General features: G+C 66.6%; 26 protein-coding genes. 14 read left to right on the forward strand and 12 right to left on the reverse strand.

The window, feature by feature from the left end; all coding sequences use genetic code 11:
• The first annotated feature begins 104 nt into the window (after window positions 1-104).
• From KXV01_RS11765 to KXV01_RS11775, 3 genes are all read left to right on the forward strand, one after another.
• Window positions 105-1,622 (forward strand): fumarate hydratase, encoded by a 1,518-nt coding sequence (locus KXV01_RS11765; protein ID WP_049417212.1) that lies wholly within the window; start codon window positions 105-107, stop codon window positions 1,620-1,622.
• A gap of 122 nt (window positions 1,623-1,744) precedes the next feature.
• Complete coding sequence (locus KXV01_RS11770; protein WP_049417210.1) at window positions 1,745-2,083, forward strand: hypothetical protein; 339 nt, start codon at window positions 1,745-1,747, stop codon at window positions 2,081-2,083.
• Window positions 2,084-2,141: 58 nt separating this feature from the next.
• Window positions 2,142-2,777: a glutathione S-transferase family protein gene (locus tag KXV01_RS11775; RefSeq protein ID WP_049417208.1), complete on the forward strand. Its 636-nt coding sequence runs from the start codon at window positions 2,142-2,144 to the stop codon at window positions 2,775-2,777.
• A gap of 74 nt (window positions 2,778-2,851) precedes the next feature.
• On the opposite strand, the gene arsC is transcribed toward KXV01_RS11775, so the two are convergent.
• From arsC to KXV01_RS11790, 3 genes are all read right to left on the reverse strand, one after another.
• Entirely contained in the window at window positions 2,852-3,193 is a 342-nt protein-coding gene (arsC, locus tag KXV01_RS11780) for an arsenate reductase (glutaredoxin) (RefSeq protein ID WP_049410547.1), read from the reverse strand.
• Window positions 3,193-4,347, reverse strand: a complete 1,155-nt coding sequence (locus KXV01_RS11785) for a phospholipase A (protein ID WP_049410545.1) — start codon at window positions 4,345-4,347, stop codon at window positions 3,193-3,195. Before KXV01_RS11785 ends, arsC begins: the two co-directional genes overlap by 1 nt.
• Before the next feature lie 118 nt (window positions 4,348-4,465).
• Window positions 4,466-4,951 carry a DUF456 domain-containing protein gene (locus tag KXV01_RS11790; RefSeq protein WP_032958895.1) on the reverse strand — a complete coding sequence of 162 codons (486 nt, stop codon included), beginning with the start codon at window positions 4,949-4,951 and terminating at the stop codon, window positions 4,466-4,468.
• Between the two features lie 235 nt (window positions 4,952-5,186).
• Between KXV01_RS11790 and KXV01_RS11795 the strand changes: the two genes are divergently transcribed.
• Entirely contained in the window at window positions 5,187-5,396 is a 210-nt protein-coding gene (locus KXV01_RS11795; protein ID WP_010486802.1) for a cold-shock protein, read from the forward strand.
• 72 nt (window positions 5,397-5,468) lie between these two features.
• On the opposite strand, the gene KXV01_RS11800 is transcribed toward KXV01_RS11795, so the two are convergent.
• Window positions 5,469-5,963: a glycine zipper 2TM domain-containing protein gene (locus KXV01_RS11800; RefSeq protein ID WP_099494575.1), complete on the reverse strand. Its 495-nt coding sequence runs from the start codon at window positions 5,961-5,963 to the stop codon at window positions 5,469-5,471.
• A gap of 136 nt (window positions 5,964-6,099) precedes the next feature.
• Window positions 6,100-6,534 (reverse strand): cytochrome c, encoded by a 435-nt coding sequence (locus KXV01_RS11805; RefSeq protein WP_049410541.1) that lies wholly within the window; start codon window positions 6,532-6,534, stop codon window positions 6,100-6,102.
• A 79-nt stretch (window positions 6,535-6,613) separates the two neighbouring features.
• Here KXV01_RS11805 and KXV01_RS11810 point away from each other — a divergent pair, with 79 nt between their 5' ends.
• Window positions 6,614-7,441, forward strand: a complete 828-nt coding sequence (locus KXV01_RS11810; RefSeq protein WP_005417543.1) for a tRNA threonylcarbamoyladenosine dehydratase — start codon at window positions 6,614-6,616, stop codon at window positions 7,439-7,441.
• Between the two features lie 161 nt (window positions 7,442-7,602).
• Here KXV01_RS11810 and KXV01_RS11815 read toward each other — a convergent pair whose 3' ends face one another.
• Complete coding sequence (locus tag KXV01_RS11815; RefSeq protein ID WP_049438479.1) at window positions 7,603-8,376, reverse strand: TatD family hydrolase; 774 nt, start codon at window positions 8,374-8,376, stop codon at window positions 7,603-7,605.
• Window positions 8,373-8,588 (reverse strand): DUF6116 family protein, encoded by a 216-nt coding sequence (locus KXV01_RS11820; RefSeq protein ID WP_005417541.1) that lies wholly within the window; start codon window positions 8,586-8,588, stop codon window positions 8,373-8,375. The genes KXV01_RS11815 and KXV01_RS11820 overlap by 4 nt, the downstream gene beginning before the upstream one ends.
• 163 nt (window positions 8,589-8,751) lie before the next feature.
• Here KXV01_RS11820 and KXV01_RS11825 point away from each other — a divergent pair, with 163 nt between their 5' ends.
• The 9 genes from KXV01_RS11825 to KXV01_RS11865 all read left to right on the forward strand — a co-directional run bounded on the left by KXV01_RS11825 (window position 8,752) and on the right by KXV01_RS11865 (window position 18,639).
• Window positions 8,752-9,594, forward strand: coding sequence for a glycine zipper 2TM domain-containing protein (locus KXV01_RS11825; protein ID WP_049410551.1), 843 nt, complete (start codon window positions 8,752-8,754; stop codon window positions 9,592-9,594).
• Between the two features lie 126 nt (window positions 9,595-9,720).
• Window positions 9,721-10,263, forward strand: coding sequence for a GNAT family N-acetyltransferase (locus KXV01_RS11830; RefSeq protein ID WP_049410531.1), 543 nt, complete (start codon window positions 9,721-9,723; stop codon window positions 10,261-10,263).
• A 365-nt stretch (window positions 10,264-10,628) separates the two neighbouring features.
• Window positions 10,629-11,285, forward strand: coding sequence for a glutathione S-transferase family protein (locus KXV01_RS11835; RefSeq protein WP_049410529.1), 657 nt, complete (start codon window positions 10,629-10,631; stop codon window positions 11,283-11,285).
• 61 nt (window positions 11,286-11,346) lie between these two features.
• Window positions 11,347-13,626, forward strand: a complete 2,280-nt coding sequence (locus tag KXV01_RS11840; protein ID WP_263467814.1) for a transketolase C-terminal domain-containing protein — start codon at window positions 11,347-11,349, stop codon at window positions 13,624-13,626.
• 3 nt (window positions 13,627-13,629) lie between these two features.
• The gene (asnB, locus tag KXV01_RS11845) at window positions 13,630-15,573 is read left to right on the forward strand and encodes an asparagine synthase (glutamine-hydrolyzing) (RefSeq protein ID WP_164284439.1); all 1,944 of its coding nucleotides are present in this window, start codon (window positions 13,630-13,632) and stop codon (window positions 15,571-15,573) included.
• A 66-nt stretch (window positions 15,574-15,639) separates the two neighbouring features.
• Window positions 15,640-16,200, forward strand: coding sequence for an NAD(P)H-dependent oxidoreductase (locus KXV01_RS11850; protein ID WP_049438116.1), 561 nt, complete (start codon window positions 15,640-15,642; stop codon window positions 16,198-16,200).
• A gap of 295 nt (window positions 16,201-16,495) precedes the next feature.
• The gene (locus KXV01_RS11855; protein WP_049410515.1) at window positions 16,496-17,926 is read left to right on the forward strand and encodes a replicative DNA helicase; all 1,431 of its coding nucleotides are present in this window, start codon (window positions 16,496-16,498) and stop codon (window positions 17,924-17,926) included.
• Window positions 17,927-18,172: 246 nt separating this feature from the next.
• Window positions 18,173-18,385: a hypothetical protein gene (locus KXV01_RS11860; protein WP_014647705.1), complete on the forward strand. Its 213-nt coding sequence runs from the start codon at window positions 18,173-18,175 to the stop codon at window positions 18,383-18,385.
• Complete coding sequence (locus tag KXV01_RS11865; protein ID WP_111191301.1) at window positions 18,382-18,639, forward strand: hypothetical protein; 258 nt, start codon at window positions 18,382-18,384, stop codon at window positions 18,637-18,639. Before KXV01_RS11860 ends, KXV01_RS11865 begins: the two co-directional genes overlap by 4 nt.
• Before the next feature lie 142 nt (window positions 18,640-18,781).
• Here the strand turns inward: KXV01_RS11865 and lpdA are convergent, their stop codons facing one another.
• The 5 genes from lpdA to KXV01_RS11890 all read right to left on the reverse strand — a co-directional run bounded on the left by lpdA (window position 18,782) and on the right by KXV01_RS11890 (window position 26,860).
• A complete protein-coding gene (gene lpdA / locus KXV01_RS11870) occupies window positions 18,782-20,218 on the reverse strand; it encodes a dihydrolipoyl dehydrogenase (RefSeq protein ID WP_164284437.1) in 1,437 nt (478 codons plus the stop codon).
• Window positions 20,219-20,281: 63 nt separating this feature from the next.
• Complete coding sequence (sucB, locus tag KXV01_RS11875) at window positions 20,282-21,481, reverse strand: dihydrolipoyllysine-residue succinyltransferase (RefSeq protein WP_019660411.1); 1,200 nt, start codon at window positions 21,479-21,481, stop codon at window positions 20,282-20,284.
• A 40-nt stretch (window positions 21,482-21,521) separates the two neighbouring features.
• The gene (locus tag KXV01_RS11880) at window positions 21,522-24,353 is read right to left on the reverse strand and encodes a 2-oxoglutarate dehydrogenase E1 component (protein WP_134709685.1); all 2,832 of its coding nucleotides are present in this window, start codon (window positions 24,351-24,353) and stop codon (window positions 21,522-21,524) included.
• Between the two features lie 186 nt (window positions 24,354-24,539).
• Window positions 24,540-25,436, reverse strand: coding sequence for a GNAT family N-acetyltransferase (locus tag KXV01_RS11885; protein WP_100478425.1), 897 nt, complete (start codon window positions 25,434-25,436; stop codon window positions 24,540-24,542).
• 8 nt (window positions 25,437-25,444) lie between these two features.
• Complete coding sequence (locus KXV01_RS11890; RefSeq protein WP_263467815.1) at window positions 25,445-26,860, reverse strand: cupin domain-containing protein; 1,416 nt, start codon at window positions 26,858-26,860, stop codon at window positions 25,445-25,447.
• Window positions 26,861-26,896: the final 36 nt, after the last annotated feature.

The following is a 26,896-nucleotide window of genomic DNA, read 5'->3' on the forward strand; positions in this document are numbered from 1 at the left end:
CGGGGGAATCTTGCCGGCCAGCGGCCGGCACTACCACCCCGGGGCCGGGGGAGGGGGTAAAATGGGCGGATTACCCCCGCCAGCCTCGAGCAAGCGAGCAAGCCGTGACATCGATCAAGCAGGAAGACCTCATCCAGTCCATCGCCGACGCGCTGCAGTACATCTCGTACTACCACCCGGTCGACTACATCAAGAACCTCGCCGCCGCGTACGAGCGTGAGGAGTCGCCGGCCGCGAAGGAAGCGATGGCCCAGATCCTGATCAATTCGCGGATGTGCGCCGAAGGCCACCGTCCGATCTGCCAGGACACCGGCATCGTCACCGTGTTCCTGGAAATCGGCATGGACGTGCGTTGGGATGACGCCACCATGGGCGTGGAAGACATGGCCAATGAAGGCGTTCGCCGCGCCTACATGCATCCGGACAACAAGCTGCGCGCCTCGGTGCTGGCCGATCCGGCCGGCAAGCGGATCAACACCAGGGACAACACCCCGGGCGTGGTCAACGTCAAGGTGGTGCCGGGCAACAAGGTCGACGTCATCGTTGCGGCCAAGGGCGGTGGTTCGGAAGCGAAGACCAAGTTCGCCATGCTCAACCCGTCCGACTCCATCGTCGACTGGGTGCTGAAGACCGTGCCGACCATGGGCGCCGGCTGGTGCCCGCCGGGCATGCTCGGCATCGGCATTGGTGGCACCGCCGAGAAGGCGATGCTGCTGGCCAAGGAGGCGCTGATGGAACCGATCGACATCACCGAGCTGCAGGCCCGTGGTGCCTCCAACCGCATCGAGGAGCTGCGCCTGGAGCTGTATGAGAAGGTCAATGCGCTGGGCATCGGCGCGCAGGGCCTGGGCGGCCTGACCACTGTGCTGGACATCAAGATCAACGACTATCCGACCCATGCGGCCAACCTGCCGGTGGCGATGATCCCGAACTGCGCCGCCACCCGCCATGCGCACTTCACCCTGGATGGCAGTGGCCCGGTAATGCTGGACCCGCCGTCGCTGGAAGACTGGCCGAAGCTGACCTATGACGCGTCCAAGGGCACCCGCGTGGACCTGGACACGATCACCCCGGAAGATGTGGCCAGCTGGAAGCCGGGCCAGACCCTGCTGCTCAATGGCAAGCTACTGACCGGCCGCGATGCCGCGCACAAGCGCATGGTCGACATGCTCAACAAGGGCGAGGAACTGCCGGTCGATCTGAAGGGCCGCTTCATCTATTACGTCGGCCCGGTCGATCCGGTGCGCGACGAAGTGGTGGGCCCGGCCGGTCCGACCACGGCGACCCGCATGGACAAGTTCACCGAGCAGGTGCTGGCGCAGACCGGCCTGCTGGGCATGGTCGGCAAGGCCGAGCGTGGCCCGGCCGCGATCGAGGCGATCAGGAAGCACAAGTCGGCCTACCTGATGGCCGTCGGTGGATCGGCCTACCTGGTGTCCAAGGCGATCAAGGCCGCCAAGGTGGTCGGTTTCGCCGACCTGGGCATGGAGGCGATCTACGAGTTCACCGTGCAGGACATGCCCGTGACCGTGGCGGTGGATTCCACCGGCGAATCGGTGCACAAGACCGGCCCGCGCGAATGGCAGGCCCGCATCGGCAAGATTCCGGTGGTTGTGGAGTAAGCCCTCCATCCCGGACCGGACAACGGCGCCCCTGTGGCGCCGTTGTTGTATGGGCAAAAATATTGATGTTCCGGTAGCGGTTGTTCTGCTACGGTCGGAACACTCTCGCACAGGACGTGTCCATGGCCCTGCATCGGTTCATCGTGGTAGGCGTGCTGCTGGCCCTGGCCGGTTGCAGCACCCCGGCGTCGTACGAAGGCGCGGATTTCCCCGCATCGGCGCAATGCCGCGTGCAGTGCCAGGCCGGCTATCGCAGCTGCATGGCGCAGAATGACTCCCTCGGCAGCCGCCAGAACAACTGCGAGCAGCAGGTGGTGCCGGCGCCGGACAAACGCTGCAAGGACGTGGACAATCCGGAGCTGCGCCGTGCCTGCGAACTGAAGACGCACGACTGCGCGATGCGCGCGCCGATGATGTCCTGTGGCGAGCGCCGGGATTCCTGCATGAGCGGCTGCGGCTGAGCAACGATCGCGCGCGTGGGCGCATAATCGGCTGATCCACCTGCACAGGATCTTCCGCATGAGCACCACGCTGTATGGTTCGACCAGTACCGCCGCGCTGGTCGTGCACTGGCTGCTGATCGAGCTCGGCATCGAGCATGAACTGGTGCTGCTGGATTTCGACGCGCGCGAGCACAAGTCGGCGCAGTACCTGGCGCTCAATCCGGCCGGTGTGGTGCCGACACTGTTGATCGATGGCCTGGTACTGACCGAAGCGGCGGCCATCGCCCTGTACCTGGCCGATCGCCACCCGGAGGCCGGCCTGCTCCCGGTGCCGGGCACGCCGCAGCGTGGCGATGCCTACCGCTGGATGTTCTGGTGTGCCAGTACGCTGCAGCCGGCCTATCGGGCCTGGTTCTATCCGCATGAAATGGCCGGCCAGGCGAATGTTGAGGCCAGCCGCGAGATGGCGCGTCAGCGGCTCGAAGCGGCCTGGCAGCACGTTGCCGCTCACCTGCAGGCGCACGGCCCGTACCTGCTGGGCGCCACGCCCTGCGTGGTCGACTACATGCTGGTGATGCTGATGCGCTGGTCGCGCAACATGCCCAAGCCCAGTGACACCTGGCCGGTGCTCAAGGCGCATGCCACCTCGATGAAGGCGCGCCCGGCGTTCGCCGAGGTCTACCGCCGCGAAGGCATCACCGACTGGCGGTAACCCGAAAAAGGGGACGGAGGGAATTAAGTCGTTTGTGCACAAACGACTTAATTCCCTCCGTCCCCTTTTTCGGGTTACAGGATCTCCAGCACTGTTTCCGGTGGGCGGCACAGCCGCGTACCCTTGGTCGTGCGCACCACGGGGCGATTGATCAAGCGGGGGTGTTCGCTCATCGCCGCCAGCAACGTGGCGTCGTCTGCGCCGTCCAGGCCCAGTTCGGCGAACAGCGCCTCCTTGCTGCGTACCAGTTCCTGTGCGTGCAGCCGGGATTCGGCCAGTACCTGGCGCAGCGTGGCTGTGTCCGGCGGGTTGCCCAGGTAGTCGATCACCACCGGATCGAAGCCCGCATCGCGGATCAGCTTCAGTGCGCCGCGCGAGTTGCTGCAGGCCGGGTTGTGCCAGATCGTCACGTCCATCAGAACCACTCCAGCAGAGACACGCCCACACCCACATAGGTGGCCTTGTGGTTGTAGTCGATCAGGCTTTCGCCGTAGCCGTCGAAGACCTGCACATGGCCACGCAGCAGGTTGCTGATCGGGAAGCCGTAGTCCAGCTGCAGCGCACCGTGCGAACGGCTTCCGGTGCGCAGTGAATGGCGCGCCATCAGCGAGACCTCATGCCCATTGCGGTTCCAGGTCAGGGTGGCGTCGCCGCGACCCATGTAATCCTCGATGTCCGGATTGTTGTCTTCGCTGCGGCTTTCGGGAATGCGGTACCAGGGACGCAGCACCAGCGCCCAGTTCTCGCGGTCCAGGCCGATGTTGAGCATGACCCGGTTCCAGCTGCGTGACAGCGGGTCGGCGCGGCCATTGGACTGGTGGTTCAGCGCGATACCGGTCATGCGCCCGCGCCAGCCACCGATCGAGTAGCCGTTGCGGAACACCATCATCACTTCCGGCTCGTAATTGGTTTCGCGGAACGGGCGTGAATCCTCGCTGTTGTAGGCCTGCCAGCGCGAACTCTGGGTGTAGCCGGCCCAGATGTCGCCGTTGTCGCCGAACAGGTTCTCGGCGATCTTGGTCTTGAAGCTGATCTGGAACTTCAGCTCGGCACTGTCGAGTACCTGCGGGGTGGTCACGCTGTTGGCCGGGTTCGGCGAGTGCGGCATGGTGTTGCGATCGCTGGTCCAGAAGGCGGGCAGCAGGTACACCGGCTTGTAGGCGCGCAGTTGGAACGGCCCCAGCTTGGAGTCCTCGGCCAGTTCCCAGCGGCTGTCCAGCAGCGAACCGCGGCCGGCGTTGGCCAGCGCGCTGTCCGGCGTCGCCGGGCGGAACAGGTCGCTCACCCGCTCGCGCAGCTTTTCCTCGCCCTGGCTCACGCGCGCGGTCTGCCGTTCTTCGCGGCGGGCCTGCGCAGCCGCTTCGGCGGCAGCATCAGCGGCGGCGGTAGCCTCCGGGGTATGCCCGAACAGGCGGTCATAGCAGGCCAGCCGGGCCGCGTCGGTGGTAATTGCCGCGCAGGCGGCCGGTGAGGCGTCGGCGGTAGGCGCGAACTCCTGCGCAGCCAGCGGTGCACTGGCCAGGGCAAGCGCCAGCGGCGCCAGACGGGGAAACAGCGTGGGGAGGGTCATTGCAGCAGGCCCTTCGATGAATTCGGGAATCACACAGTGTGGCGGCTGTGCCGGATTGCGGCCAGCCCCACGGTTTATGCACGGCCACAGCGTGCGCGTGGCGTGAAGGCCAGGTGGCTCAGAAGAACCAGGCGAACGCGAACAGGCCCAGCATCGCGATCACAACCGCCAGTTTCAGTGCCAGGCCAAGCAGGATGCCGAGCCAGGTGGCCAGGCCGACCTTGGTCGAGCGGCCGAGTTCGCGGGTGTGCCAGTACTCGCCGAGCAGGGCACCGACCAGCGGTCCCGCAAACAGGCCGATGGGCATGAAGAACAGGCCGACGATGCTGCCGACGAAGGTTCCCCACAGCGCCTTGCGGCTGGCGCCGACACGCTGCGCACCGACCACCGTGGCCAGCACGTCCACCAGCAGCGAAAGCAGGGTCAGTACCCCAAGCGCGACCAGGGTGGGCCAGCCGACGTGGGCGAAGCCGTCGGCCCAGGCGGCCAGCAGCAGTCCGATGAACACCAGCGGGATGCCCGGGAGGGCCGGCAGGATGATGCCGGCGATGCCTATGAGGACAAAAATGACCGCTAGCAGATACAAGATGAATGAGAGTCCCATGCTGTCCCGTATGGAGTCCGTTTTGGGGTTGACAGTGAAAGATTTTGCCAGTTGCTTTTTCGTTTTGGCCGGGTTAAGTTGCAGTCGCTGAGCTTGGCAAGGTCACCGTGGATCGTGGCCTGATGAAGCAAGATCTTCCCGATCCGCTGCATCGATGCACCTCGCTTCCCCCTTGCTTGTCAGCCGCCCACCAGGCGTTTCCAACAACAAGAGAGAGTCAAAGGGAGTTAGTGAGATGGCTGATCGCGAGACCGGTACCGTAAAGTGGTTCAATGATGCGAAGGGCTTCGGCTTCATCAGCCGGCAGAATGGCGAGGACGTGTTCGTGCACTTCCGCGCCATCGAGACCCAGGGCTTCAAGAGCCTCAAGGAAGGCCAGACTGTGAGCTTTGAAGTCGTGCAGGGCCAGAAGGGCCTGCAGGCTGACAAGGTCCAGCCGGTGTAACAGCTGCCGTCCGTCGGCATGAAAAAGGCCCGCGCAAGCGGGCCTTTTTCTTTGCCTCAGGCCCGCTGCAGGTCAGCGCAGGATGACCTTGCCGTTGACCACGCGCACATAGGTGTTCTCACGGATGCCACCCAGGTCGCGCTGGTTGACCACGATGGTGCGGCCATCATCCATGCGCACGCTGATGTCGTAGGTATCGCTGGTGACATTCTTCTGGATCTGGTTGCCGGCCAGGGCGCCACCGACCGCGCCTGCAGCGGCGGCAATGTTCTTGTTGCCACGGCTGCCACCGGTGTGGTCGGAGATTTCATGGCCGGCCACGGCGCCGACGATGCCGCCGAGAATCGCACCGGTCGCACTGGGCGCGGTGCGGCCCGAGGGCACGGTGTTGATGCGGGTGACGATGCCACAGTCGGCGCAGCGGCCCTGGTTGTAGCCGCCGTTGTTGCCGTAACCGCCGTTGTTGTAGCCGTTGTTGTAACCACCGCTACTGTAACCGGGCGAGGTGGCACAACCGGCCAGCGCGAGGGTAGCGATGGCGCTGGCGGCGATGAGCTGGATCTTCATGGGGCGTCTCCTGGCCGTGAAGGCGGGTGTGTTGGGTGGTACTGCGTCATGCAGCAGGGTGGACGAATCCTCTCCCTTCGAACGTGAACAACGCGCCAACCACGCACCCGATGCCCGGCTGCAGGATGAACGCGCCTCAGCGGAAATCCTGGTGGCAGGCCCGGCAATCGGCCTGCAGCGTTTCCACGAGCTGGGCCAAGGCCCTGCAGTCGCCTGGCGGTGCAGCCAGCGCCGTGTTGAGGTTGCCGCGCAGTCGGCTGGCGTGCTGCTGGAACTGCGTGCTGTCCTTCAGCCCGGGAAACGCCAGGTCCAGGTCATTGGACAACAGGCGTAGCGCCTGCAGCCGCGGCACGCTGTCGGCCAGGCTGCAGCGGTTCTGCTGCTGGGCCTGCTGCAGCAGCTGCGATTGCCGCTGCATCACCTGCATCAGGCTGTCCGGGAACGGGTCGCGACGCGCCTGCAGGGCGCGGCCCACCATAACCGTGGCGACCAGGCCGATCAGCAGGCCCAGGCACAGTACGAACAGGTAGCGATGGGCAGTGGACAGGCGGCGGGGCGGGCTGGCGTTCATGCAGGCTCTCCGGGCGTGCAACGGTGGGTTCGACGCCGGCGTACTTTGGGCGCTGGCACCTGCACGTTAAAATAGCCCGATGAACGAACAGGTCAAACAACGCTTCGCCGGCATCGAACGGCTGTATGGCGTGGGTGCGCTCGAGCGCCTGCAGGGCAGTCGCGTGGCGGTGGTCGGCATGGGCGGCGTCGGCTCGTGGGTGGTGGAGGCGCTGGCCCGTTCGGCGGTCGGCCATCTGACCCTGATCGATGCCGACGACATCTGCGTGTCCAACACCAACCGGCAGCTGCCGGCGATGGAAGGCAATTACGGGCGCAACAAGGCCGAGGCGATGGCCGAGCGCTGCCGTGCGATCAATCCGGGGATCGACGTCGATGCCGTGCAGGCATTCCTGACGATGTCCAACATGGCTGAGCTGCTGGACCGCGGGTTCGATCTGGTGATCGATGCCTGCGACAGCTTCCGGGTCAAGGTCGAGACGATCGCCTGGTGCCGCCGCCGCAAGCTGCCGCTGCTGACCGTCGGCGCTGCCGGTGGCCGCACCGACCCGACCCTGGTACGTATCCGCGATGTCTCTCGCACCGAGCATGACGCCATGCTGGCGCTGATCCGCAAGAAGCTGCGCAGCGAATTCAACTTCCCGAAGAACGCCAAGCGCTATTTCGGCGTGCCGGCGGTGTATTCGCTGGAGAATGTGAAGTATCCGCAGGCCGATGGCAGCGTCTGCGGCATTCGTCCGAACCTGGGTGCCGATGCGGCGTTGAAGCTGGACTGCGGCGCCGGCCTGGGCGCGGCGACCCACATCACCGGCGCGTTCGCCTTTGCGGCGGTGGGCAAGGCGCTGGAGATGCTGCTGGAGCCGAAGAAGGCGAAAACCGAGGTGACCGAGGCCTACGCCGACGCATGACGGTGGTGCCGGCCGCCCGGGGTTGCCGGCCAGCGGCCGGCACTACCTTCCAAACGTCGGCGACTCAGTCGTTCCGTGGCGGCGCCGGTAGTGCCGGACGCTGCCCGGCGTCGGGTTCGCCGCGGTCGTTGCAGCGTGCCGACCAAGGTCGGCACCCGCCGTTACATTGACGGCAGCGCGAACAGCCGCCGCGCATTCTCGGTCGTGGCCTGCGCCAGGGCCTCCAGCTCCATTCCGCGCAGCGCAGCTACGTGCCGGGCAATGGTTTCCAGCCGCGCCGGTTCGTTGCGCTGGCCGCGGACCCCTGCGTCGGGCTGGTCGGGCGCGTCGGTTTCCAGCAGCAGCTGCTCCAGCGGCATCCCGCGTACCAGCCGTTGCAGGCGCTGGGCACGTTCATAGGTCAGCGGACCGCCAAGACCCAGCAGGAAGCCGTGCCTGTGCAATTGCGCGGCCTGTTCGGGGCTGCCGGAAAAACTGTGCACCACGCCGCGCAGGCCGCCGATGCGGCGGATGGCGGCGATTACCGCATCCACCGCGCGTCGCGCGTGCACGATCACCGGCAGCTCGAACTCACGGGCCAGTTCCAGCTGGCCGATGAAATACGCCTGTTGAGCCTCGGCATCCAGTCCTTCGACGAAGAAGTCCAGCCCGCATTCGCCGATCGCACACGGGCGTTCGCGCTCGATCCAGCCGCGCAGCAGTGGCAGGTGCCCAGGCTGGTGCTCGGCCAGGAACATCGGATGCAGGCCGTAGGCCGGGTACAGCCCCGGCGCCTGCTGGCAGACCTCGCGCAGTTTCGGCCAGCTGGCAGCGGTGACCGCGGGCACCACCTGTTGGCGTACACCCACGGCCTGCGCCCGCTCGATCACTGCGGCACGGTCAGGGTCGAACGCGCTCGCGTCGAGATGACAGTGGCTGTCGACCAGCACGCTCAACGCTGTTCCAGCGGCGGTGGCGTGGTGGCGTTGCGGCTCTTCCAGTTGGCCAGCAGCAGCGTGCCGAAGCCCAGCACCAGCTCATCGATGAACGGGATCGGGTCCGGGATGAACAGCGTCAGCACGAACAGGCCGGCGGTGAGCTTGAACAGGGTGGGGTAGCGCAGCCGGCGCGCCCATTGCAGTACAGGCAGCAGCATCGGGTTGGCCATGGCGGGGATCCTCGTGGGGAATATGCAAACGCTACCACGGGCCCTGCATTTCCCGATGCTGAATGGGTTACAGGAATGAGCAGGAAATGTGGAGATTCCGTTCAGGCAGCGCATGCTGCAATCTGTCCCGAGAACGTTGCGGATGGTCCGCAAGGAGCAGGTCATGAAAAGCACAACTACAACTGTCCTGGTCGCAGCGGGCGCGCTGCTGGTTGGTGGCATCGCCACCGCCGCCTTCATGAAGAGTGGCGACAAATCGCCCGACTCCATCAGCGCCGCAACCCCCAATGGCGAGTCGCGCCTGGTTGATGGCAACGCCACCGACGATGGCGTGCGTGGTGACCAGCTCGACCCGTCCGCGCCGCGCGGGCTGGAATATGCCGATGTGCTGAAGGTCGACCCGATCACCGAGAAGCAGAAGGCCTATGCCACCGTGATCGGCACCGATCCGGTGCGTGAGACCTCCACCACCCAGACCCCGCACGAGGTCTGCCAGGACGTGACGGTGCAGGAACGCCTGCCGGAGCGTGATGGCAACGTTGGCGGTACCGTGGTTGGCGCGGTGGTGGGTGGCCTGCTCGGCAACCAGGTCGGTGGCGGCAACGGCAAGAAGGCCGCGACCGCAGCCGGTGCGGTGGCCGGTGGCTTCATCGGCAACCAGATCGACAAGCGCCACGTGGGTGGCCGCGTGGTCAACCGCACCGAGCGCCAGTGCCACACCGAAACCGCAACGTCCGAGTCGAGCCGCGTCACCGGTTACAACGTGACCTATCGCAACGAAGACGGCACCACCGGCACCATGCGCATGGCCAGCAAGCCGGGCAGCCGCATCGCCATGGGTACCAATGATGTGGTGAAGGGCTACAACGTGACCTATCGCTATGATGGCGCCGAGAAGACCGTGCGCATGGACAACAAGCCGGCCAGCGATCGCCTGCCGGTGGTCGATGGCCAGCTGGTCACGCAGACCGCTGCTGCCGGCGCCACGGCGGCCACGCGCCAGTAATCCAGAACACCCCTGCTGCACCCGACGGGCCGGCTCATGCCGGCCCGTTTCGTTGTGCGCACGGGCATTCATCCGTGGGCAAAGGGAATCGACCATGATGGACGCCCCCTTCGACAAGGAGTCGGCATGAGCATCTTCGACCTGCGCCTGGAAACCGAGCGGCTGATCCTGCGCCCGCTGCTGCGCGAGGACTACGAACCGTACCTGGCATTCTGTGCCGACGAGGAAACGATGCGTACCCTGGGGGGTGTTCAACCGCCCTCGGTGGCATGGCGCGGCTTCTGCAGCCTGGCCGGCGCCTGGCAGCTGTTCGGCTTCTCGATGTTCAGCGTGATCGAGAAATCCAGCGGTGACTGGATCGGCCGGATGGGACCGTGGCAGCCGCAGGACTGGCCTGGAACCGAGGTCGGCTGGGGTATTCGGCATGCCAGCTGGGGCCGGGGCTATGCACCGGAAGCGGCGGTTGCCGCCATCGACTGGGCGTTCGACACGCTGGGCTGGGACGAGGTGATCCACACCATCGCCGAGAACAACGACAACTCGAGGGCGGTCGCGCGCAAGCTCGGCAGCACGCTGCTGCGCATGGGTGAATTGCCACCGCCGTACAACGACAAGCCGATGCAGATCTGGGGCCAGTCGCGAGAACAGTGGCGGCAGCGCGCGCGCTGAGCGTTGCCGGTAGTGCCGGCCGCTGGCCGGCAATCGCTTGGATCCAGCTGCATTGAGGATGCCGGCCAGCGGCCGGCACTACCAGCTGCATCGAGGATGCGGGCCAGCGGCCGGCACTACCAGCTGCATCGAGGTTGCCGGCCAGCGGCCGGCACTACCAGCTGCATCGAGGATGCCGGCCAGCGGCTGGCACTACCAGCTGCATCGAGGATGCGGGCCAGCGGCCGGCACTACCAGCTGCCTCGAGGTCGCCGGCCAGCGGCCGGCACGACCGTGTTGCCATGCTGCACCCGCGCTTGGCATTCACCGGCGGGCTTGCCAGACTGCGTGCAGCTGGCCGCCGGCCGGATCCGAGGAAGCAGGCAATGGTGGAAGAGCGCGTCCCGTTGACGGTGCACGGCATGTCGGTGTCCGGCAATTGCCACAAGGTCCGCCTGCTGCTGGAGCAGCTCGGCAGCCGCTACCGCTGGGTGGAAGTGGACAGTGCCCATGGCCAGACCCACACCGCCGAGTTCCTCGCGCTCAACCCCAATGCCAAGGTGCCGTTGATCGTCCGCGACGATGGCCGCGTGTTGACTGAATCCAATGCGATCCTGTTCTGGTTGGCCGAAGGGACGCCCTACCTGCCCACCGACGGTTGGGAACGCGCGCAGGCATTGAGCTGGATGTTCTTCGAGCAGTACACGCACGAGCCATGCGTGGCGGTAGCGCGCTTCATCCGCGGCTGGACACCTGCCGATTCACCGCGCCGTGCTGAACTGCCACGCCTGCACGAGCGCGCCGCCACCGCGCTGGCGGTGATGGAGCAGCACCTGCGCGAAGCGCAGTGGTTCACCGGCAGCGCATACGGCATCGCCGACATTGCGCTGTTCGCCTATACCGACGTCGCAGGCGAGGGCGGCATCAGCCTGGCGCCCTTCCCGGAAGTGCGCGCCTGGCTGCAGCGCGTGCGCGCGCAACCGCGCTTCGTGGCGATGCCAGCGGTGACCGCCGAGGTGCGCGCGCGCTTCGAGGCTGCCTGATCCCACAGGGTAGCGCCCGGCGTTGCCGGGTGGAACGCAACAACGACACGGAGGGTGTTCGATGTTTGCTGTGGTTCCAGATCCGATTCCTGCGCGCATGCGCGTGCTCAACCGCGCCGAAGTGTGCGACGCCAATTTCCTCGACGCGGTGCGTGGCTGGCGAGGCACACCGCGCGCACGTCCTGCGCCGGACGCGCCGATCCTGCCGGGCAGCACGCTCAGCGCGGCCGCCTTCGGTGAGCTGTTCGATTCGCAGCTGGCCAGCCGCCAGCTGGACCTGATGGCGCGCGTATTGCGCGTGCAGAACAAGGTCTTCTATACCATCGGGTCGTCCGGCCATGAAGGCAACGCGCTGCTGGCGCGGGCCTGCCGGCATACCGACCCCGCATTCCTGCACTATCGCTCCGGCGCCTTCATGGTCGAACGCTCGCGCCAGGTGCCGGGCATCGACCCGCTGCGCGATGCCGCGCTTTCCTTCGCTGCCAGCGCCGATGACCCGGCCAGTGGTGGTCGGCACAAGGTGTGGGGCAGCAAGCCATTGTGGGTATTGCCGCAGACCTCGACCATCGCCTCGCACCTGCCCAAAGCGCTGGGCACGGCACTGGCCATCGAGAGTGGCAAGCGACTGGCGCAGGCGCTGCCGATTCCCGCCGACAGTATCGTGCTGTGCTCGTTCGGCGACGCCTCGGCCAATCACGCTACCGCGCAGACGGCGTTCAACACCGCGATGTGGGCGGCCTACCAGAAACTGCCGGCGCCAATCCTGTTCGTCTGCGAGGACAACGGGCTGGGCATCTCGGTGAAGACGCCGGACGGCTGGATTGCCGAGCGCTTCAGCCACCAGCCGGGGCTGGACTATTTCTACGCCGATGGCCTCGACCTGGCCACCGGGCACGCCCAGGTGCAGGCCGCAGTGGACCACTGCCGGCGGACGCGGCGACCGACCTTCCTGCATCTGCGCACCACGCGCCTGATGGGCCACGCCGGCACCGACTTCGAGGTGGAATGGCGTGCATTGCCGGAATTGTGCGCGGCCGAGGCGCAGGATCCGCTGTTGCGCTCGGCGCAGATCGCGCTGGAATCGGGCTGGATGGATGCAGCCGCCATCGAAGTGGCCTACGAGACGATGCGCGCGCGCTGCATGGCCGCCGCTGCCGATGCCGAAGGCCGTGCGAAGCTGCAGTCGCTGCAGGAGGTCATGGCGCCGTTGGCACCCTATACGCCCGCGGCGGTGCAGGCCGAAGCCCGGCGCGAGGTCGCCGACGAGGCGCGCGAGGCACTCTATGGCGGTGCCGAGTCCTTGCCGGAACGACAGGCGCCACGGCATCTCGCGATCCAGATCAACCACGGCCTGCTGGAACTGCTTGCGAAGTATCCGCAGAGCCTGCTGTTCGGCGAGGACGTGGCTCAGAAGGGCGGTGTGTACACCGTCACCAAGGATCTGCTGCGCCGCTTCGGCCCACGCCGGGTGTTCAACACGCTGCTGGACGAGACCATGATCCTGGGGATGGCGCAGGGTCTGGCCAACCTGGGCATGCTGCCGATTCCGGAGATCCAGTACCTGGCCTACCTGCACAACGCCATCGACCAGCTGCGTGGTGAAGCCTGTTCGCTGCAGTTCTTCTCCAACGACCAGTATCGCAACCCGATGCTGGTGCGGGTGGCCGGGCTGGGCTACCAGAAGGGTTTCGGCGGGCACTTCCACAACGACAACTCGATCACCGCGTTGCGCGACATCCCCGGGCTTGTGGTCGGCTGCCCCTCGCGCGGCGACGATGCGGTGATGATGCTGCGCACGCTGGCCGCACTGGCGCGGGTGGATGGGCGCGTGGCGGTGTTCCTGGAGCCGATCGCGTTGTACATGAACAAGGACCTGCACGAAGCGGGGGATGGCCAGTGGCTGTTCGACTACCCGGCACAGGGCCAGGCGCTGGTGCCGGGCGAGGGACGGGTCTATGCACCGGAGGCCGAAGACCTGGTGATCTACACCTATGGCAATGGCGTGCCGATGGCGTTGCGCGCGGCGCGGGCGATCGAGCAGCAGCTGGGCTGGCAGGTACGGGTGGTCGACCTGCGCTGGCTGGTACCGTTGGATGCCGGCTTCATCGCGGCCCAGGCCGCAGGCGCGCGGCGGGTGCTGGTGCTGGACGAAGGCCGCCACAGCGGCGGAGTGGGTGAGGGCGTGGTCACCGCGCTGGTCGAAGCCGGGTTCGGCCATCTGCCGTTGCGCCGGATCTGCGGTGCCGATACCTACACACCACTGGCGGGGGCAGCAATGTTCGGCCTTCCAAGCGACAATGCGGTGATTGGCGCCGCCCTCGACCTGGCGCAGGAACCCTGATGCATGTGTGGATTGGCGGGAATGTTGTTGCCGGCGCCGCTGGCGTCGGCCGAGTCGCTGCAGGCGCAGGCGCTGGCCATGGGCCAGGCGCTGCACCATCGCGGGCCGGATGATGGCGGCAGCTGGGTCGATGCCGAGGCGGGCATCGCGCTGGCGCATCGGCGCCTGAGCATCCTCGACCTGTCCCCGCTGGGCCACCAGCCGATGGCCTCGGCGGACGGCCGCTACGTGATGGCCTACAACGGCGAGGTCTACAATTTCGCGGCCCTGCGTGAACAGCTGGAGCCGCTGGGGCACACCTTCCGCGGCCATTCCGACACCGAAGTACTGCTGGCGGCGATCCTGCAGTGGGGCGTGGAAGATACCCTGCAGCGCTGCAACGGCATGTTCGCCATCGCGCTGTGGGACCGCCAGGAGCGTTGCCTGTGGCTGGCCCGCGACCGCGTCGGCAAGAAGCCGCTGTACTACGGCTGGGCCGGCGACACGCTGGTGTTCGGTTCGGAACTGAAGGCGCTCTGGCAACACCCGGCGTTCGACAACGACATCGACCGCGATGCGCTCACCTTGCTGCTGCGGCTGGATTACATCCCGGCGCCGCACAGCATCCACCAGCGCTGCTACAAGCTGATGCCGGGCCGGGTGCTGCGGCTGGATGCAGCGGCTGTGGCCGCAGGCGCCGCGGCACACCGCCCGGAGCAGGCGCAGCGCCCGTACTGGGATGCGCGCGCACGCATGCAGGCGGCGTTGGCCGCCCCGTTCCAGGGCCGCATCGAGGAGGCCGAGGAACAGCTGGACACGCTGCTGCGCGATGCGGTGGCGCTGCGCATGGTGGCCGACGTGCCGGTCGGCGTGTTCCTGTCCGGTGGCACCGACTCATCGCTGGTGGCGGCGCTGATGCAGGCGCAGAGCGGGCAGCCGGTGCATAGTTTCAGCATCGGCTTCACCGGTTCGGGACATGACGAAGCACCGCTGGCCAGGGAGCTGGCGGCTCACCTGGGCTGTGATCACACCGAGTTGTATGTCAGCGGCGCCGACGCGCTGGCGGTGGTGCCGCAGTTGCCGGCGATGTTCGATGAGCCTTTTGCCGATGCGTCGCAGGTGCCGACCGCGCTGGTCGCACGGCTGGCACGGCAGGGCGTGACCGTCGCGCTGTCCGGCGACGGTGGCGATGAGCTGTTCTTCGGCTACACCCGGTATGTACGCGCGCTGCGCAACTGGCAGATGCTCGGACGCGTACCGGGGCCGCTGCGGCGCTGGATGGGCGCACGCTCGCAGCAGCAGGGCGAGGCCTCGCGGACCGGTGGCCTGGCGGCGCTGCTGGCCGAGACAGGCGCACGTGGCATCGGCGACGTCTACCGCAACCGCATCTCGCGCTGGCGCGACCCCGCCGCGGCGGTGCCCGGTGCGCAGGCGGCCGGCAGCTTCTACGACCTGGCCGATCCGCTGCATGGCGCGGGGACACCGGCCGACGCGATGATGCTGGCCGATTTCGTGACCTACCTGCCCGATGACCTGTTGTGCAAGGTCGACCGGACCTCGATGGCGGTCAGCCTGGAGGCGCGCGCGCCATTGCTGGACTGGCGCGTGGCCGAGTTCGCCTGGTCACTGCCGCTGGGCTTCAAGCGCAGTGAGACGACCAGCAAGGTGCTGCTCAAGCGCGTGCTGGGCCGTTACGTGCCGCATTCAATGGTGCACCGCCCCAAGCGCGGTTTTGGCGCACCGGTCAGTGACTGGTTGAAGGGCGATCTGCGGCCCTGGGCCGAGGACCTGCTGCAGCCGGCGCGGCTGGAGCGTGAGGGCGTGCTGTCGGCGGCGGCGGTGCAGCCGCTGTGGCAGCAGTTCCTGGGCGGGCAGCGCAAGTGGCATACCCACCTGTGGAACGTGCTGATGTTCCAGGCCTGGCAGGCGCATTGGCGGCAGGCGCGGACCGGCGTGACCGGCGGCTGATCTTCACCGGATGGCACGGGCCTGGCGACTAGGCTGGGCCTCCCGCACCGTGAGGAGTATGTCCCGATGTCCGTCCCCACCATCGCCGTGTTCGTTGGCAGCCTGCGCAAGGATTCCTGCAACCGCAAGCTGGCCCATGCGCTGGAGAAGCTCGCCGGTGATCGCGCGCGCTTCCAGTACGTGCAGATCGGCGATCTGCCGTTGTACGACCAGGATTTCGACGCCGATTATCCGCCGGAGGGCACCCGGCTGAAGGACCAGGTGCGCGCCGCCGACGCGGTGCTGTTCGTGACACCCGAGTACAACCGGTCGGTGCCCGGCGTGCTCAAGAACGCCATTGATATCGGATCGCGCCCGTACGGTGACAGTGCGTTTGCCGGCAAGCCGGCGGCGGTGATCGGCGCCTCCATCGGCCAGATCGGTACTGCCGTGGCCCAGCAGCACCTGCGCAACAGCCTGGCCTTCCTGGACATGCATGTGCTGGGCCAGCCCGAGGCATTCATCCACTTCAAGGACGGCCTGATCGATGCCGATGGCACGATCCACAACGAAGGCACGCAGAAGTTCCTGCAGGGCTACGTGGACCGGTTCCTGGCGTTGATCGCAGTGCACGTCAAGGGCGATTGACGCCTGCGGGGTCAGAGCCCCTGCGTCGCAGGGGATCCGACCCAAATCGTGCCCAGGGTCGGATCCCGGCGCGCAGTGACGGGCTCCGACCCCGGGGCGTTGATCTGCGATAATGTCCCGCTCGGGCGCCGCAATGGCGCCCGTCGCAGGCAGTGCGACGCTCTCACGCCAGTCTGGCCAGGTACCGGCGGATATCCCCCGTTTTCCCACGGCTTATCCACAGGCTTGTCCATGGCTGCCGGGGTCGGCACATGCCTACACTCGTCTGGCCCACTTTTGCAGGAAACACCGCAGCATGTCCGCTCGTCCCGGCTTCCGTTCCAACCGCAGAGAGCGCGGTGATGGCTTCGATCGCGATCGCGACGAGTCGCGCATCGACCAGTTGCGGGTACCGCCCCATTCGGTGGAAGCCGAGCAGGCGGTACTGGGTGGCCTGATGCTGGCGCCCGAGGCGTATGACCGTGTCAACGACCAGCTGACCGAAAGCGACTTCTATCGTCGCGATCACCAGATGATCTATCGTGCGATCCGCGAGCTGTCCGAGCGCGAACGACCGTTCGATGCGGTGACGCTGGGCGAGTGGTTCGAATCGCAGGGCAAGATGGAACTGGTGGGTGACGGCGCCTACCTGATCGAACTGGCCAGTACCACGCCGTCAGCTGCCAACATCGTGGCCTATGCCGAGATCGTGCGTGACAAGGCGGTGCTGCGGCAGCTGATCCAGGTCGGCACCGACATCGTCAACGATGGCTTCCAGCCCGAAGGCCGCGACAGCAGCGAGCTGCTGGCCTCGGCGGAAAAGAGCGTGTTTGCGATCGCCGAACAGGGTGCGCGTGGCCGTACCGATTTCGTGGCCATGCCCGGTGCACTGAAGGATGCCTTCGAGGAGCTGCGCAACCGCTTCGAGAACGGCGGCAACATCACCGGCCTGCCGACCGGTTACAACGAGTTCGACGCGATGACCGCCGGCCTGCAGCCGACCGACCTGATCATCCTCGCGGCGCGCCCGGCAATGGGCAAGACCACCTTCGCGCTGAACATCGCCGAGTACGCGGCGATCAAGTCGAAGAAGGGTGTGGCCGTGTTCTCGATGGAAATGTCGGCATCGCAGCTGGCGATGCGCCTGATTTCCTCCAATGGACGCATCAACGCGCAGCGCCTGCGTACCGGCCAGCTGGAAGACGAGGACTGGAGCCGCGTCACCAGCGCGATCAAGATGCTGAAGGAGACCAAGATCTTCATCGACGACACGCCGGGCGTGTCGCCTGAAGTGCTGCGTTCCAAGTGCCGCCGCCTCAAGCGCGAGCATGACCTGGGCCTGGTGGTGATCGACTACCTGCAGCTGATGAGCGTGCCGGGCAACAGCGAGAACCGCGCGACCGAAATCTCGGAAATCTCGCGTTCGCTGAAGGGACTGGCCAAGGAACTGAACGTGCCGGTGATCGCGCTGTCGCAGCTCAACCGCTCGCTGGAAACGCGTACCGACAAGCGCCCGGTGATGGCCGACCTTCGCGAATCGGGCGCAATCGAGCAGGACGCGGACATGATCGTGTTCATCTACCGCGACGACTACTACAACAAGGAAAACTCGCCGGACAAGGGCCTGGCCGAAATCATCATCGGCAAGCACCGTGGTGGCCCGACCGGCTCGTGCAAACTGAAGTTCTTCGGTGAGTACACCCGCTTCGACAACCTGGCCCACGATTCGGTCGGTTCGTTCGAATAATGGTCATGCCGGCCTGGCCGGCAACCACGCTCCGGCGCTGTAGAGCCCAAGGCACCGGCAGGAGCCGCTGTCAGCGCGGGTTCCATGCGGTCGCCACGAAGCGCAGCCGGGCGCGGGCTTGGCGTTGCACTGCGCTGGATCGGTTTCATCGCCCCCAGCCCGGTTTCGTCGCAAACCGTTTGCCGGCGCCAGGGCAGGGCGCCAAGGTGTCCGCAGGCGGCAGGGTGCCGCCCCAAGGAGACCGTGATGAAGACCCTGTTCGCGCTCGGTGTGTGGTGCCTGCTGTTCGTACTGTGCTGGCCGCTGGCGATCCTCGCCCTGATCGCCTGGCCGTTCGTGTGGCTGCTGAGCCTGCCGTTCCGACTGGTCGGCATCACCTTCTCGGCGTTGTTCGCGTTCCTGCGCGCGCTGTTCATGCTGCCCGCGCGCCTGCTTGGTGGCCGGGCGGTGCCCGCATGAGGGCGGTGGTGCTGGTCGGTCTGGCCCTGTTGGCGGGTCCGGTGCTGGCCGCACCTCCGGCACCCCCTTCGGTGTGGCTGGAGCGCCAGCAGGCAGCCGGTGCCGACGAAGCGAATGCAGCTGGGGCGAAGCCTCTGGCGGTACCCGAGGCCAGGGAGCGCTGCCGGGTCACGAAGGAATGGAAGGTCGGCGATACGGTGGTGCAGCACAGGGTCTGTGAGGATCCACCGAAGAAGCCTGCTGGAAAGGTGTAGCGCCGAGGCCATGCTCGGCGGCCTTTGCAGGGCAGCCGAGCGTGGCCTCGGCGCTACAGGGAAATGAGCGACAAAAAACCCCGCCGAGGCGGGGTTTTTCATATCCGGGTGATGCCGGCCAGCGGCCGGCACTACCGAACGATCAGTTTGCCTTGTGGATGGCGCGCTTGCTGACCGCCATCGCTGCGTCGTGGATCACTTCCGACAGCGACGGGTGGGCGTGGCAGATGCGGGCCAGGTCATCGGCCGAGCCGCTGAACTCCATGGTCAGCACGCCTTCGTGCACCAGTTCGGAGACGTTGGCGCCAACCAGGTGCATGCCGAGGATGCGATCGGTTTCGGCATGGGCCAGGATCTTCACGAAGCCGGCCGGCTCGATCATCGCCACGGCACGGCCGTTGGCGGCGAACGGGAAGCTGCCGGCCTTGTACGGAATGCCTTCGGCCTTCAGCTGGGCTTCGGTCTTGCCGACCCACGCCAGTTCCGGCTCGGTGTAGATGACCCACGGGATGGTGTCGAAGTTGACGTGGCCCGGCAGGCCGGCGATCAGCTCAGCCACCGCGATGCCTTCCTCGAAGCCCTTGTGCGCCAGCATCGGGCCGCGCACGCAGTCGCCGACCGCCCACACGCCGTTGACGCCGGTGTGGCAGTGCGCATCGACTTCGATCTGACCACGCTCGTTGACCTTGACGCCGGTGCCTTCGGCCAGCAGGCCCTTGGTGGCGGCGCGACGGCCGACGGCCACCAGCAGCTTGTCCACGGTCAGGGTCTTTTCGCCTTCCGCGTCGGTGTAGGTGACGATGACTTCCTTCTTCTTGCCCTTGCCGTTGATCTCGGTCTTGGAGACCTTGGCATTGAGCTTGATGTCCAGGCCCTGCTTCTTGAATTCCTTGGCAGCGGCCTTGGCCACTTCGGCGTCGGCAGCCGCCAGGAACTCCGGCATGGCCTCAAGGATGGTGACTTCAGCGCCCAGGCGCTTCCACACGCTGCCCAGTTCCAGGCCGATCACGCCGGCACCGATCACCGCCAGGCGGTTCGGCACTTCGGTGAAGTCCAGGCCGCCGACGTTGTCGACGATGGTCTCGCCGTCGAACTTGGCGAACGGCAGTTCGATCGAATCCGAACCGGCCGCGATGATGACGTTGGTGCCCTTCAGCTCGACTTCCGAACCGTCGTGCTGCTTCACCTTGACCACGTTGCCCGGCTGCAGCTGGCCAAAGCCGTAGTAGGCGGCGACCTTGTTGGCCTTGAACAGCATGCCGATGCCGCCGGTGAACTGCTTGACGATCTTGTCCTTGCGGCCAATCATCGCCTCGACGTCGATCTTGGCATCCTTGAAGCTGATGCCGTGGTCGCCAAAGATGTGGCCCATGTTCCAGAACTGGCGCGAGGAATCCAGCAGCGCCTTGGACGGGATGCAGCCCACGCGCAGGCAGGTGCCGCCGAGGGCCGGCTTGCCGTCCTTGCCCAGTGCTGCGTCGATGCAGGCAGTCTTCAGGCCCAGCTGGGCCGCGCGGATGGCAGCGTGGTAACCGGCCGGGCCGGCACCGATGACGACGACGTCGAATTGTTCAGCCATTGAATTATTCCTTGATGCATTACCAGAACCCCTCCGCGCAGGCGCGGAGGGGCGGGAGGTTTCTTACAGGCCGAACAGCATGCGGCCCGGGTTTTCCAGCTGGTTCTTGATGTCCACCAGGAACTGCACCGAGTCCTTGCCGTCGATGATGCGGTGGTCGTAGGACAGCGCCAGGTACATCATCGGCGCGATCACGACCTGGCCGTTCTGGGCGATCGGACGCTCCTTGATGGCGTGCATGCCCAGGATGGCGCTCTGCGGCGGGTTGATGATCGGTGTCGACAGCAGCGAACCGAAGGTGCCGCCGTTGGTCACGGTGAAGGTGCCGCCCTGCAGTTCTTCCAGGCCCAGCTTGCCGTCACGTGCCTTCTTGGCGTAGTCGGCGATGGTCTTCTCGATGTCGGCGAACGACATGCGCTCGACGTTGCGCAGGACCGGCGTGACCAGGCCCTTCTCGGTCGACACGGCGATCGAGATGTCCGAGTAGCCGTGGTAGATGATGTCGTCGCCGTCGATCGAGGCGTTGACCAGCGGGAAGCGCTGCAGTGCGTTGGCAGCGGCCTTCACGAAGAAGCTCATGAAGCCCAGCTTGATGCCGTGTGCCTTGACGAACTCGTCCTGCAGCTCCTTGCGCGCCGCCGACACCTTGGACAGGTCGACTTCGTTGAAGGTGGTCAGCATGGCGGTGGAGTTCTTCGACTCCATCAGGCGCTCGGCGATGCGCTTGCGGATGCGCGTCATCGGCACGCGTTCTTCCGGACGCGCGCCACCGGCCTTGCCGGCGCCGCCGTTGCGGGCGAAGTTGACGATGTCTTCCTTGGTCACCGCGCCACGACGGCCGGTGCCGTCGACGTCGGCCGGGTTCACGCCTTCGGTGATGGCGGTGAAGCGGGCGCCCGGCGGCAGCGCGTCGGCGGCCGACTTGGCAGCCGGGGCCGGCGCAGCGGCAGCGGCCGGAGCAGCGGCGGCCGGTGCGGCTTCAGCCTTCTTCTCTTCAGCGGCCGGGGCCGGAGCCGCAGCCACGGCGCCTTCTTCGATGATCGCCACGACCTGGCTGGAGGTCACGGTATCGCCTTCCTTGAACTTGATTTCCTTCAGCACGCCGTCAACCGGCGACGGCACTTCCAGCACGACCTTGTCGGTTTCCAGGTCAAGCAGGTTTTCGTCGCGCTTGACGGCGTCGCCCACCTTCTTGTGCCAGGTGGCGATGGTGCCGTCGGCGACGGATTCGGGCAGTACCGGGGCTTTGACTTCGGTGGCCATTGCGGGAGCTTCCTGGTTTGTCTTCTAAATAGGGGGAGGATTATTCAGCGAACGTGTCGTTGAACGGGTTGACCAGTGCGTCGGCAATCAGCTGCTGCTGCTCGCGGACGTGGTCAGCCATGTGACCGGCAGCCGGCGACGCCGAACGTGCGCGACCGGCGTAGTGCAGGTTCTGGCCATCGGCCAGGCAGAACTGCAGGTGGTGGCGGATCTGGTACCACGCGCCCTGGTTCTGCGGTTCTTCCTGCGTCCACACCACGTCGGTGGCCTTGCCGTACTTCTTCAGTTCGGCCGCCAGCAGCGCACGCGGGAACGGATACAGCTGCTCCACGCGGATGATCGCCACGTCGTCCTGGCCACGCTTGGCCTGGTCTTCCAGCAGGTCGTAGTAGACCTTGCCCGAGCACAGCACCACGCGCTTGACCTTCTTGGCATCGGCATTGGCGTCGCCGATCAGGTGCTGGAACTCGCCGTTGGCCAGCTCGTCCAGGGTCGACACGGCCAGCTTGTGGCGCAGCAGCGACTTCGGCGACATCACCACCAGCGGCTTGCGGGTGGTCATGTGCAGCTGGCGACGCAGCATGTGGAAGGCCTGCGCCGGGGTCGACGGCACGACAACCAGCATGTTCTCCAGGGCGCACAGCTGCAGGAAGCGCTCCAGGCGCGCCGAGCTGTGTTCCGGGCCTTGTCCTTCGTAGCCGTGCGGCAGCAGCAGGGTCAGGCCGGAAATGCGGCCCCACTTGGCTTCACCGGCGGCGATGAACTGGTCGATCACCACCTGGGCACCGTTGGCGAAGTCGCCGAACTGGCCTTCCCAGATGCACAGCGTGTTCGGATCGGTGGTGGAGAAGCCGTACTCGTAGGCCATCACCGCTTCTTCGCTCAGCAGCGAATCGATGACGGTGGCCTTCTCCGGCGAATCCACCAGCTGCCGCAGCGGCATGTAGTAGTTGTCGGTCTTCTGGTCGTGCAGGATCGCGTGGCGGTGCGTGAACGTACCGCGGCCGACGTCCTGGCCGACCAGGCGCAGCGCATGGCCTTCGTCGAGCAGGGTGGCGTAGGCCAGGTTCTCGGCAAAGCCCCAGTCGCCCGGAATCTCGCCGGCGGCCATCTTGCGGCGGTCGTCATAGACCTTGGCCACGCGCGAGTGCAGCTGCACTTCGTCCGGGATGGTGTTGATCAGCCTGGCCAGCTCGACCAGCTTGTTCTTCTCGACCTTGGTCGAGACCGGGTCGGACAGCTTGCCTTCCAGCAGCTTCGGCCAATCGACGAACAGCGGGCTGCTCGGCGGAGTCTTCTCGACCTTGGCCAGCTCGGTGGTCACTTCACCGGCATCGAGCTTCTCGCGGTAGGCATCGACCATCGCCTTGCCGGCACCGGCGGCGATCACGCCCGCCTTTTCCAGCTGCTCGGCGTACATCTCGCGGGTGGTCGGGTGCTTGCGGATCACCTGGTACATCAGCGGCTGGGTGATCGCCGGCTCGTCGGCCTCGTTGTGGCCCCAACGGCGGTAGCACATCAGGTCGATGACCACGTCCTTGGCGAACTTCTGGCGGAACTCGAAGGCCAGCTGCGCGGCGAACACGACGGCTTCCGGATCATCGCCGTTCACGTGCAGCACCGGGGCGGCGATCATCTTCGCCACGTCGGTGGCATAGCGCGTGGAGCGCGTATCCAGCGGGTTGGAGGTGGTGAAGCCGACCTGGTTGTTGACCACGATGTGCACGGTGCCGCCGACGGCGAAGCCGCGGGCCTGCGACATCTGGAACAGCTCCATGACCACGCCCTGGCCGGAGAAGGCCGCGTCGCCGTGGATCAGGATCGGCATGACCTGCTTGCGTGCGGTGTCCTTGCGGCGCTCCTGGCGCGAACGCACGGAACCGGCCACGACCGGGTCGGCGATTTCCAGGTGCGACGGGTTGAACGCCAGTGCCAGGTGCACCGGGCCACCGTCGGTAGCCACGTCGGCGGAGAAGCCCATGTGGTACTTCACGTCGCCGGCCGAAGCGTGCTCGTCGTGTTCGAACTTGCCTTCGAACTCGTCGAACAGCTTGCGGGGGTTCTTGCCCAGGGTGTTGACCAGCACGTTCAGGCGGCCGCGGTGGGCCATGCCGATCACCACGTCCTTGACGCCATCCTTGCCGGCACTGCGGATGATGGTGTCCATCATCGGGATCAGCGAGTCGCCGCCTTCCAGCGAGAAGCGCTTCTGGCCGACGTACTTGGTGTGCAGGTAGCGCTCCAGGCCTTCGGCCGCGGTCAGGCGCTCCAGGGTGCGGCGCTGGGTGTCAGCGTCCAGCTGGTAGTTGCCACCAGCCGCTTCCAGCTTCTTGTAGATCCACTGGCGTTGCTCGACCTCGGAGATGTGCATGAACTCCGCACCGATCGAGCCGGTGTAGGTCGCCTTCAGGCGTGCGAGCAGGTCGCGCAGCTTCATGCGCGGCTGGCCGCCGACGCCACCGGTGCTGAACTCGCTGTTGAGATCGGCATCGGACAGGCTGTGGAACGGCAGGCCCAGGTCGGGCGTGTTGACCGGCGCGGCCAGGCCCAGCGGATCGAGGCGGGCGTCCAGGTGGCCGCGCGAGCGGTAGGCGGTGATCAGACGACCGACATTGCGCTCGCGCTCGTCGCCCGCACCGGTGCCGGTGCCAGCTTTCAGCGCATCCTTGGCCGCGTCCGCGATGTGGGAGATGACGGCCGAGTGCGGAATGTCACCTGCTTCGCGGCCCTTGAAGCCGTCGAAGTAGGTTTTCCATTTGGGATCGACACTATCCGGGGAGACCAGGTACTGCTCGTACAGGTCCTCGACATAGGAGGCGTTGCCGCCGGCGAGTTGCGAAGATTGCGCAAACTGCTTCAGTTGATTGTCCACGATGGAGGGTGTTGATTCGCTTTGTGGGGTATGGCTTCAGAAGGACCCGGCAGGAAGATGAATAGCCCTGCGCGGGCGCGTTCAAACAGCCAAATTGTACCCCCAACGGGACACGAAGGGGCACCACCACAGGTATCCCGCGTCCGCTGGTGCCGGTTCCAGACAGGTTGGGTCAGCGGTGCCGGCTCAGATGCCGAGGGCGCGCAGTTCGCTGCAATCGCGCGAACGGTCCCAGACGCGCTGCAATTGCTGCTCGAACGGCTGCGAACGTGCCGGCAGCGCGATGCCGGCCTCGCCGTCGAGGCGATGGCCGATCAGACGAAAGTAGAAGTCGCCCGCATCGTTGAGCAGGCAGGCCGAGGCCAGCGCGCGGTCGACCGGATCGCTGACCTCGCGGAACTGGATCACGCTTGGCAGGCGCTGGGCCAGCGCCAGCAGCGGTGCCCCGGCAGAGGCGATCGCAGCGGCATCGTGCACGATCACCCGCAGCTGCTTGTCATGGCGGGCGGTGACGAAGCGGCGCAGGGCGGCCTGCACCGGCGGCGCGTCGAGCAGCCCCGGGTCCAGCTGGCGGCTGTGCAGCCACAACTGGCGGCGGGCGCGGTGGACGATGGCCGTGGTGATGGCCACCGCTTCGGCGCGGCTGTCGATCGCGCTGGCCGCGCCCAGCCGGCGGCGCATCTGCTGGTGGCCGATGCCGGCCTCCTCGAACACCTCGCCTTCCGGCAGGAAGCCCTGGCGGGCATAGAAATCGCGGGCGGGCAGCTGGGCGTGCAGGTGCAGCTCGGCCAGGCCAAGCCTGCGCCCGGCCTCGACCAGTGCCTCCAGCAAGGCCTCACCGACCCCGTGGCTGCGATGGCTGGCCAGCACGGCCATACGGCCGATGCGGCCGTCCGGGGCCAGGCGGCCGGTGCCGACCGGCTGGTTGTCACTGTCCAGCGCCAGCACATGGGCGCTGACCGGGTCCAGCGCATCGCGTTCCAGTTCCGCAGCGATGCCCTGTTCCTGCACGAACACGCGTTGGCGCACGTCGTGGATGGCAACGTGGGCGTCGGCGTGGCTGACCTGCTGGACCCGGATCATGGTTAGGCTCAGGCGCGACCGTCGTCGCTGTCGTCTTCGTCGTGATCCTCGAAGTTGACGATGACCTCGATGCCGTCGTCGTGCACGGTCACGGTGTGGACATCGTCGGACACCGCGTCGGCGTCGATCGCATCCACCCGGTCACGGCCTTCAACGACCTCGCCGAGCACCACGGCATCCTCGCCGTCGTCCTCGTCTTCGGCCTCGTACACCTCATCCGGGTCGATCAGCTGGAACACGCCGCCGACCAGCAGCTGCTGGAGCACGGCGCGGCCCTTGTCGGACAGGCCACGGTAGGCGGTGACATCGAGCTGTTCGGCAGCGGCCAGGCGCTGGGCGTCCTTCACCGGCAACGCGAAGTCCTGGCCGCTGACGTACAGGCTGGCACCGCGCTTGGCCCGGCGCCAGGCCAGGCGTGCCCACGGGTGGCGCTGCAGCAGCAGGCCGGAGGCCAGCGCCTGGACCACTTCCTCTGGTGCCGGTGCGGCCTGGTGGGCCATCACCTCGCCGGCGGCGCGGTAGGTGGTGATGAAGCGGCCGAACCAGTCACCCAGCTTGTCCGGGTCGTTCATGCGGATGGCGTTGAGCGCGGTGATCACCCGCGCCATCGCCACCGTGTCGATTTCGTTCGGGTCGGCCGGCACCTTGAGGTCGGCATCCTGGTAGCGGATGTTCTCGTCGGCATCGGCGATCAGGGTGTCCAGGTAATCGCTGATCAGTTCGGCCGAGGACGGCGCGCGCATGCCGAAGGAGAACGTCAGGCAGGGATCCTCGGCGACGCCGTGGTGCGGCACGTTCGGCGGCAGGTACAGCATGTCGCCCGGCGCCAGCACCCAGTCGTGGGTCGGCTTGAACACCTTCAGCAGCTTCAGCTCCACGTCCGGGCGGAAGCCCAGCGGTGGCTGCCTGCCCTTGATCGATTCGCTGGCGTCGATCTGCCAGCGGCGGTGGCCATGGGCCTGCAGCAGGAACACGTCGTACTGGTCGACATGGGCGCCGACCGAGCCGCCGGTGGCGGCAAAGCTGATCATCACGTCATCCATGCGCCAGCGCGGCAGGAAGCTGAAGTGCTCGATCAGGGCGCGCACGTCCGGGTCCCACTTGTCCACGTCCTGCACCAGCAGGGTCCAGTCGTGGTCGGGCAGGGCGGGGAACACGTCTTCCTGGAACGGACCGGTGCGCACGCGCCAGCCGTCCTGGGCCTTGTCGTGCTCGATCAGGCGCGCCAGCACGCCTTCCTCGCAGGCCAGCCCGGCCAGGTCTTCCGGCTGCACCGGGGTCTGGAAATTGGGGAAGGCGTTGCGGATCAGCAGCGGGCGTTTCTGCCAGAAGTCGCGCAGGAAGGTGGCCGGCGCCATGCCCAGGGGCTGGCCGGGGCGGGCGGTGACTTCGATCAGGGGGGCAGGGGACTTGCGGGCGGCCATGGGGAATCCTTGCAGCGGAAAGCGGGAGGGGCGGCG

Origin of the sequence: Stenotrophomonas sp. Ps181 (genome assembly GCF_025697425.1) — a bacterium.
Taxonomy (GTDB): domain Bacteria; phylum Pseudomonadota; class Gammaproteobacteria; order Xanthomonadales; family Xanthomonadaceae; genus Stenotrophomonas; species Stenotrophomonas sepilia.

What these genes read in the sequence shown, in the direction of transcription:
- KXV01_RS11770 (WP_049417210.1), top strand. Translation starts at nt 1,745, where the DNA reads ATGGCCCTGCATCGGTTCATCGTGGTAGGCGTGCTGCTGGCCCTGGCC.
- KXV01_RS11775 (WP_049417208.1), top strand. Translation starts at nt 2,142, where the DNA reads ATGAGCACCACGCTGTATGGTTCGACCAGTACCGCCGCGCTGGTCGTG.
- arsC (WP_049410547.1), bottom strand. Translation starts at nt 3,193, where the DNA reads ATGGACGTGACGATCTGGCACAACCCGGCCTGCAGCAACTCGCGCGGC.
- KXV01_RS11785 (WP_049410545.1), bottom strand. Translation starts at nt 4,347, where the DNA reads ATGACCCTCCCCACGCTGTTTCCCCGTCTGGCGCCGCTGGCGCTTGCC.
- KXV01_RS11790 (WP_032958895.1), bottom strand. Translation starts at nt 4,951, where the DNA reads ATGGGACTCTCATTCATCTTGTATCTGCTAGCGGTCATTTTTGTCCTC.
- KXV01_RS11795 (WP_010486802.1), top strand. Translation starts at nt 5,187, where the DNA reads ATGGCTGATCGCGAGACCGGTACCGTAAAGTGGTTCAATGATGCGAAG.
- KXV01_RS11800 (WP_099494575.1), bottom strand. Translation starts at nt 5,963, where the DNA reads ATGAAGATCCAGCTCATCGCCGCCAGCGCCATCGCTACCCTCGCGCTG.
- KXV01_RS11805 (WP_049410541.1), bottom strand. Translation starts at nt 6,534, where the DNA reads ATGAACGCCAGCCCGCCCCGCCGCCTGTCCACTGCCCATCGCTACCTG.
- KXV01_RS11810 (WP_005417543.1), top strand. Translation starts at nt 6,614, where the DNA reads ATGAACGAACAGGTCAAACAACGCTTCGCCGGCATCGAACGGCTGTAT.
- KXV01_RS11820 (WP_005417541.1), bottom strand. Translation starts at nt 8,588, where the DNA reads ATGGCCAACCCGATGCTGCTGCCTGTACTGCAATGGGCGCGCCGGCTG.
- KXV01_RS11825 (WP_049410551.1), top strand. Translation starts at nt 8,752, where the DNA reads ATGAAAAGCACAACTACAACTGTCCTGGTCGCAGCGGGCGCGCTGCTG.
- KXV01_RS11830 (WP_049410531.1), top strand. Translation starts at nt 9,721, where the DNA reads ATGAGCATCTTCGACCTGCGCCTGGAAACCGAGCGGCTGATCCTGCGC.
- KXV01_RS11835 (WP_049410529.1), top strand. Translation starts at nt 10,629, where the DNA reads ATGGTGGAAGAGCGCGTCCCGTTGACGGTGCACGGCATGTCGGTGTCC.
- KXV01_RS11840 (WP_263467814.1), top strand. Translation starts at nt 11,347, where the DNA reads ATGTTTGCTGTGGTTCCAGATCCGATTCCTGCGCGCATGCGCGTGCTC.
- asnB (WP_164284439.1), top strand. Translation starts at nt 13,630, where the DNA reads ATGTGTGGATTGGCGGGAATGTTGTTGCCGGCGCCGCTGGCGTCGGCC.
- KXV01_RS11850 (WP_049438116.1), top strand. Translation starts at nt 15,640, where the DNA reads ATGTCCGTCCCCACCATCGCCGTGTTCGTTGGCAGCCTGCGCAAGGAT.
- KXV01_RS11855 (WP_049410515.1), top strand. Translation starts at nt 16,496, where the DNA reads ATGTCCGCTCGTCCCGGCTTCCGTTCCAACCGCAGAGAGCGCGGTGAT.
- KXV01_RS11860 (WP_014647705.1), top strand. Translation starts at nt 18,173, where the DNA reads ATGAAGACCCTGTTCGCGCTCGGTGTGTGGTGCCTGCTGTTCGTACTG.
- KXV01_RS11865 (WP_111191301.1), top strand. Translation starts at nt 18,382, where the DNA reads ATGAGGGCGGTGGTGCTGGTCGGTCTGGCCCTGTTGGCGGGTCCGGTG.
- lpdA (WP_164284437.1), bottom strand. Translation starts at nt 20,218, where the DNA reads ATGGCTGAACAATTCGACGTCGTCGTCATCGGTGCCGGCCCGGCCGGT.
- sucB (WP_019660411.1), bottom strand. Translation starts at nt 21,481, where the DNA reads ATGGCCACCGAAGTCAAAGCCCCGGTACTGCCCGAATCCGTCGCCGAC.
- KXV01_RS11885 (WP_100478425.1), bottom strand. Translation starts at nt 25,436, where the DNA reads ATGATCCGGGTCCAGCAGGTCAGCCACGCCGACGCCCACGTTGCCATC.
- KXV01_RS11890 (WP_263467815.1), bottom strand. Translation starts at nt 26,860, where the DNA reads ATGGCCGCCCGCAAGTCCCCTGCCCCCCTGATCGAAGTCACCGCCCGC.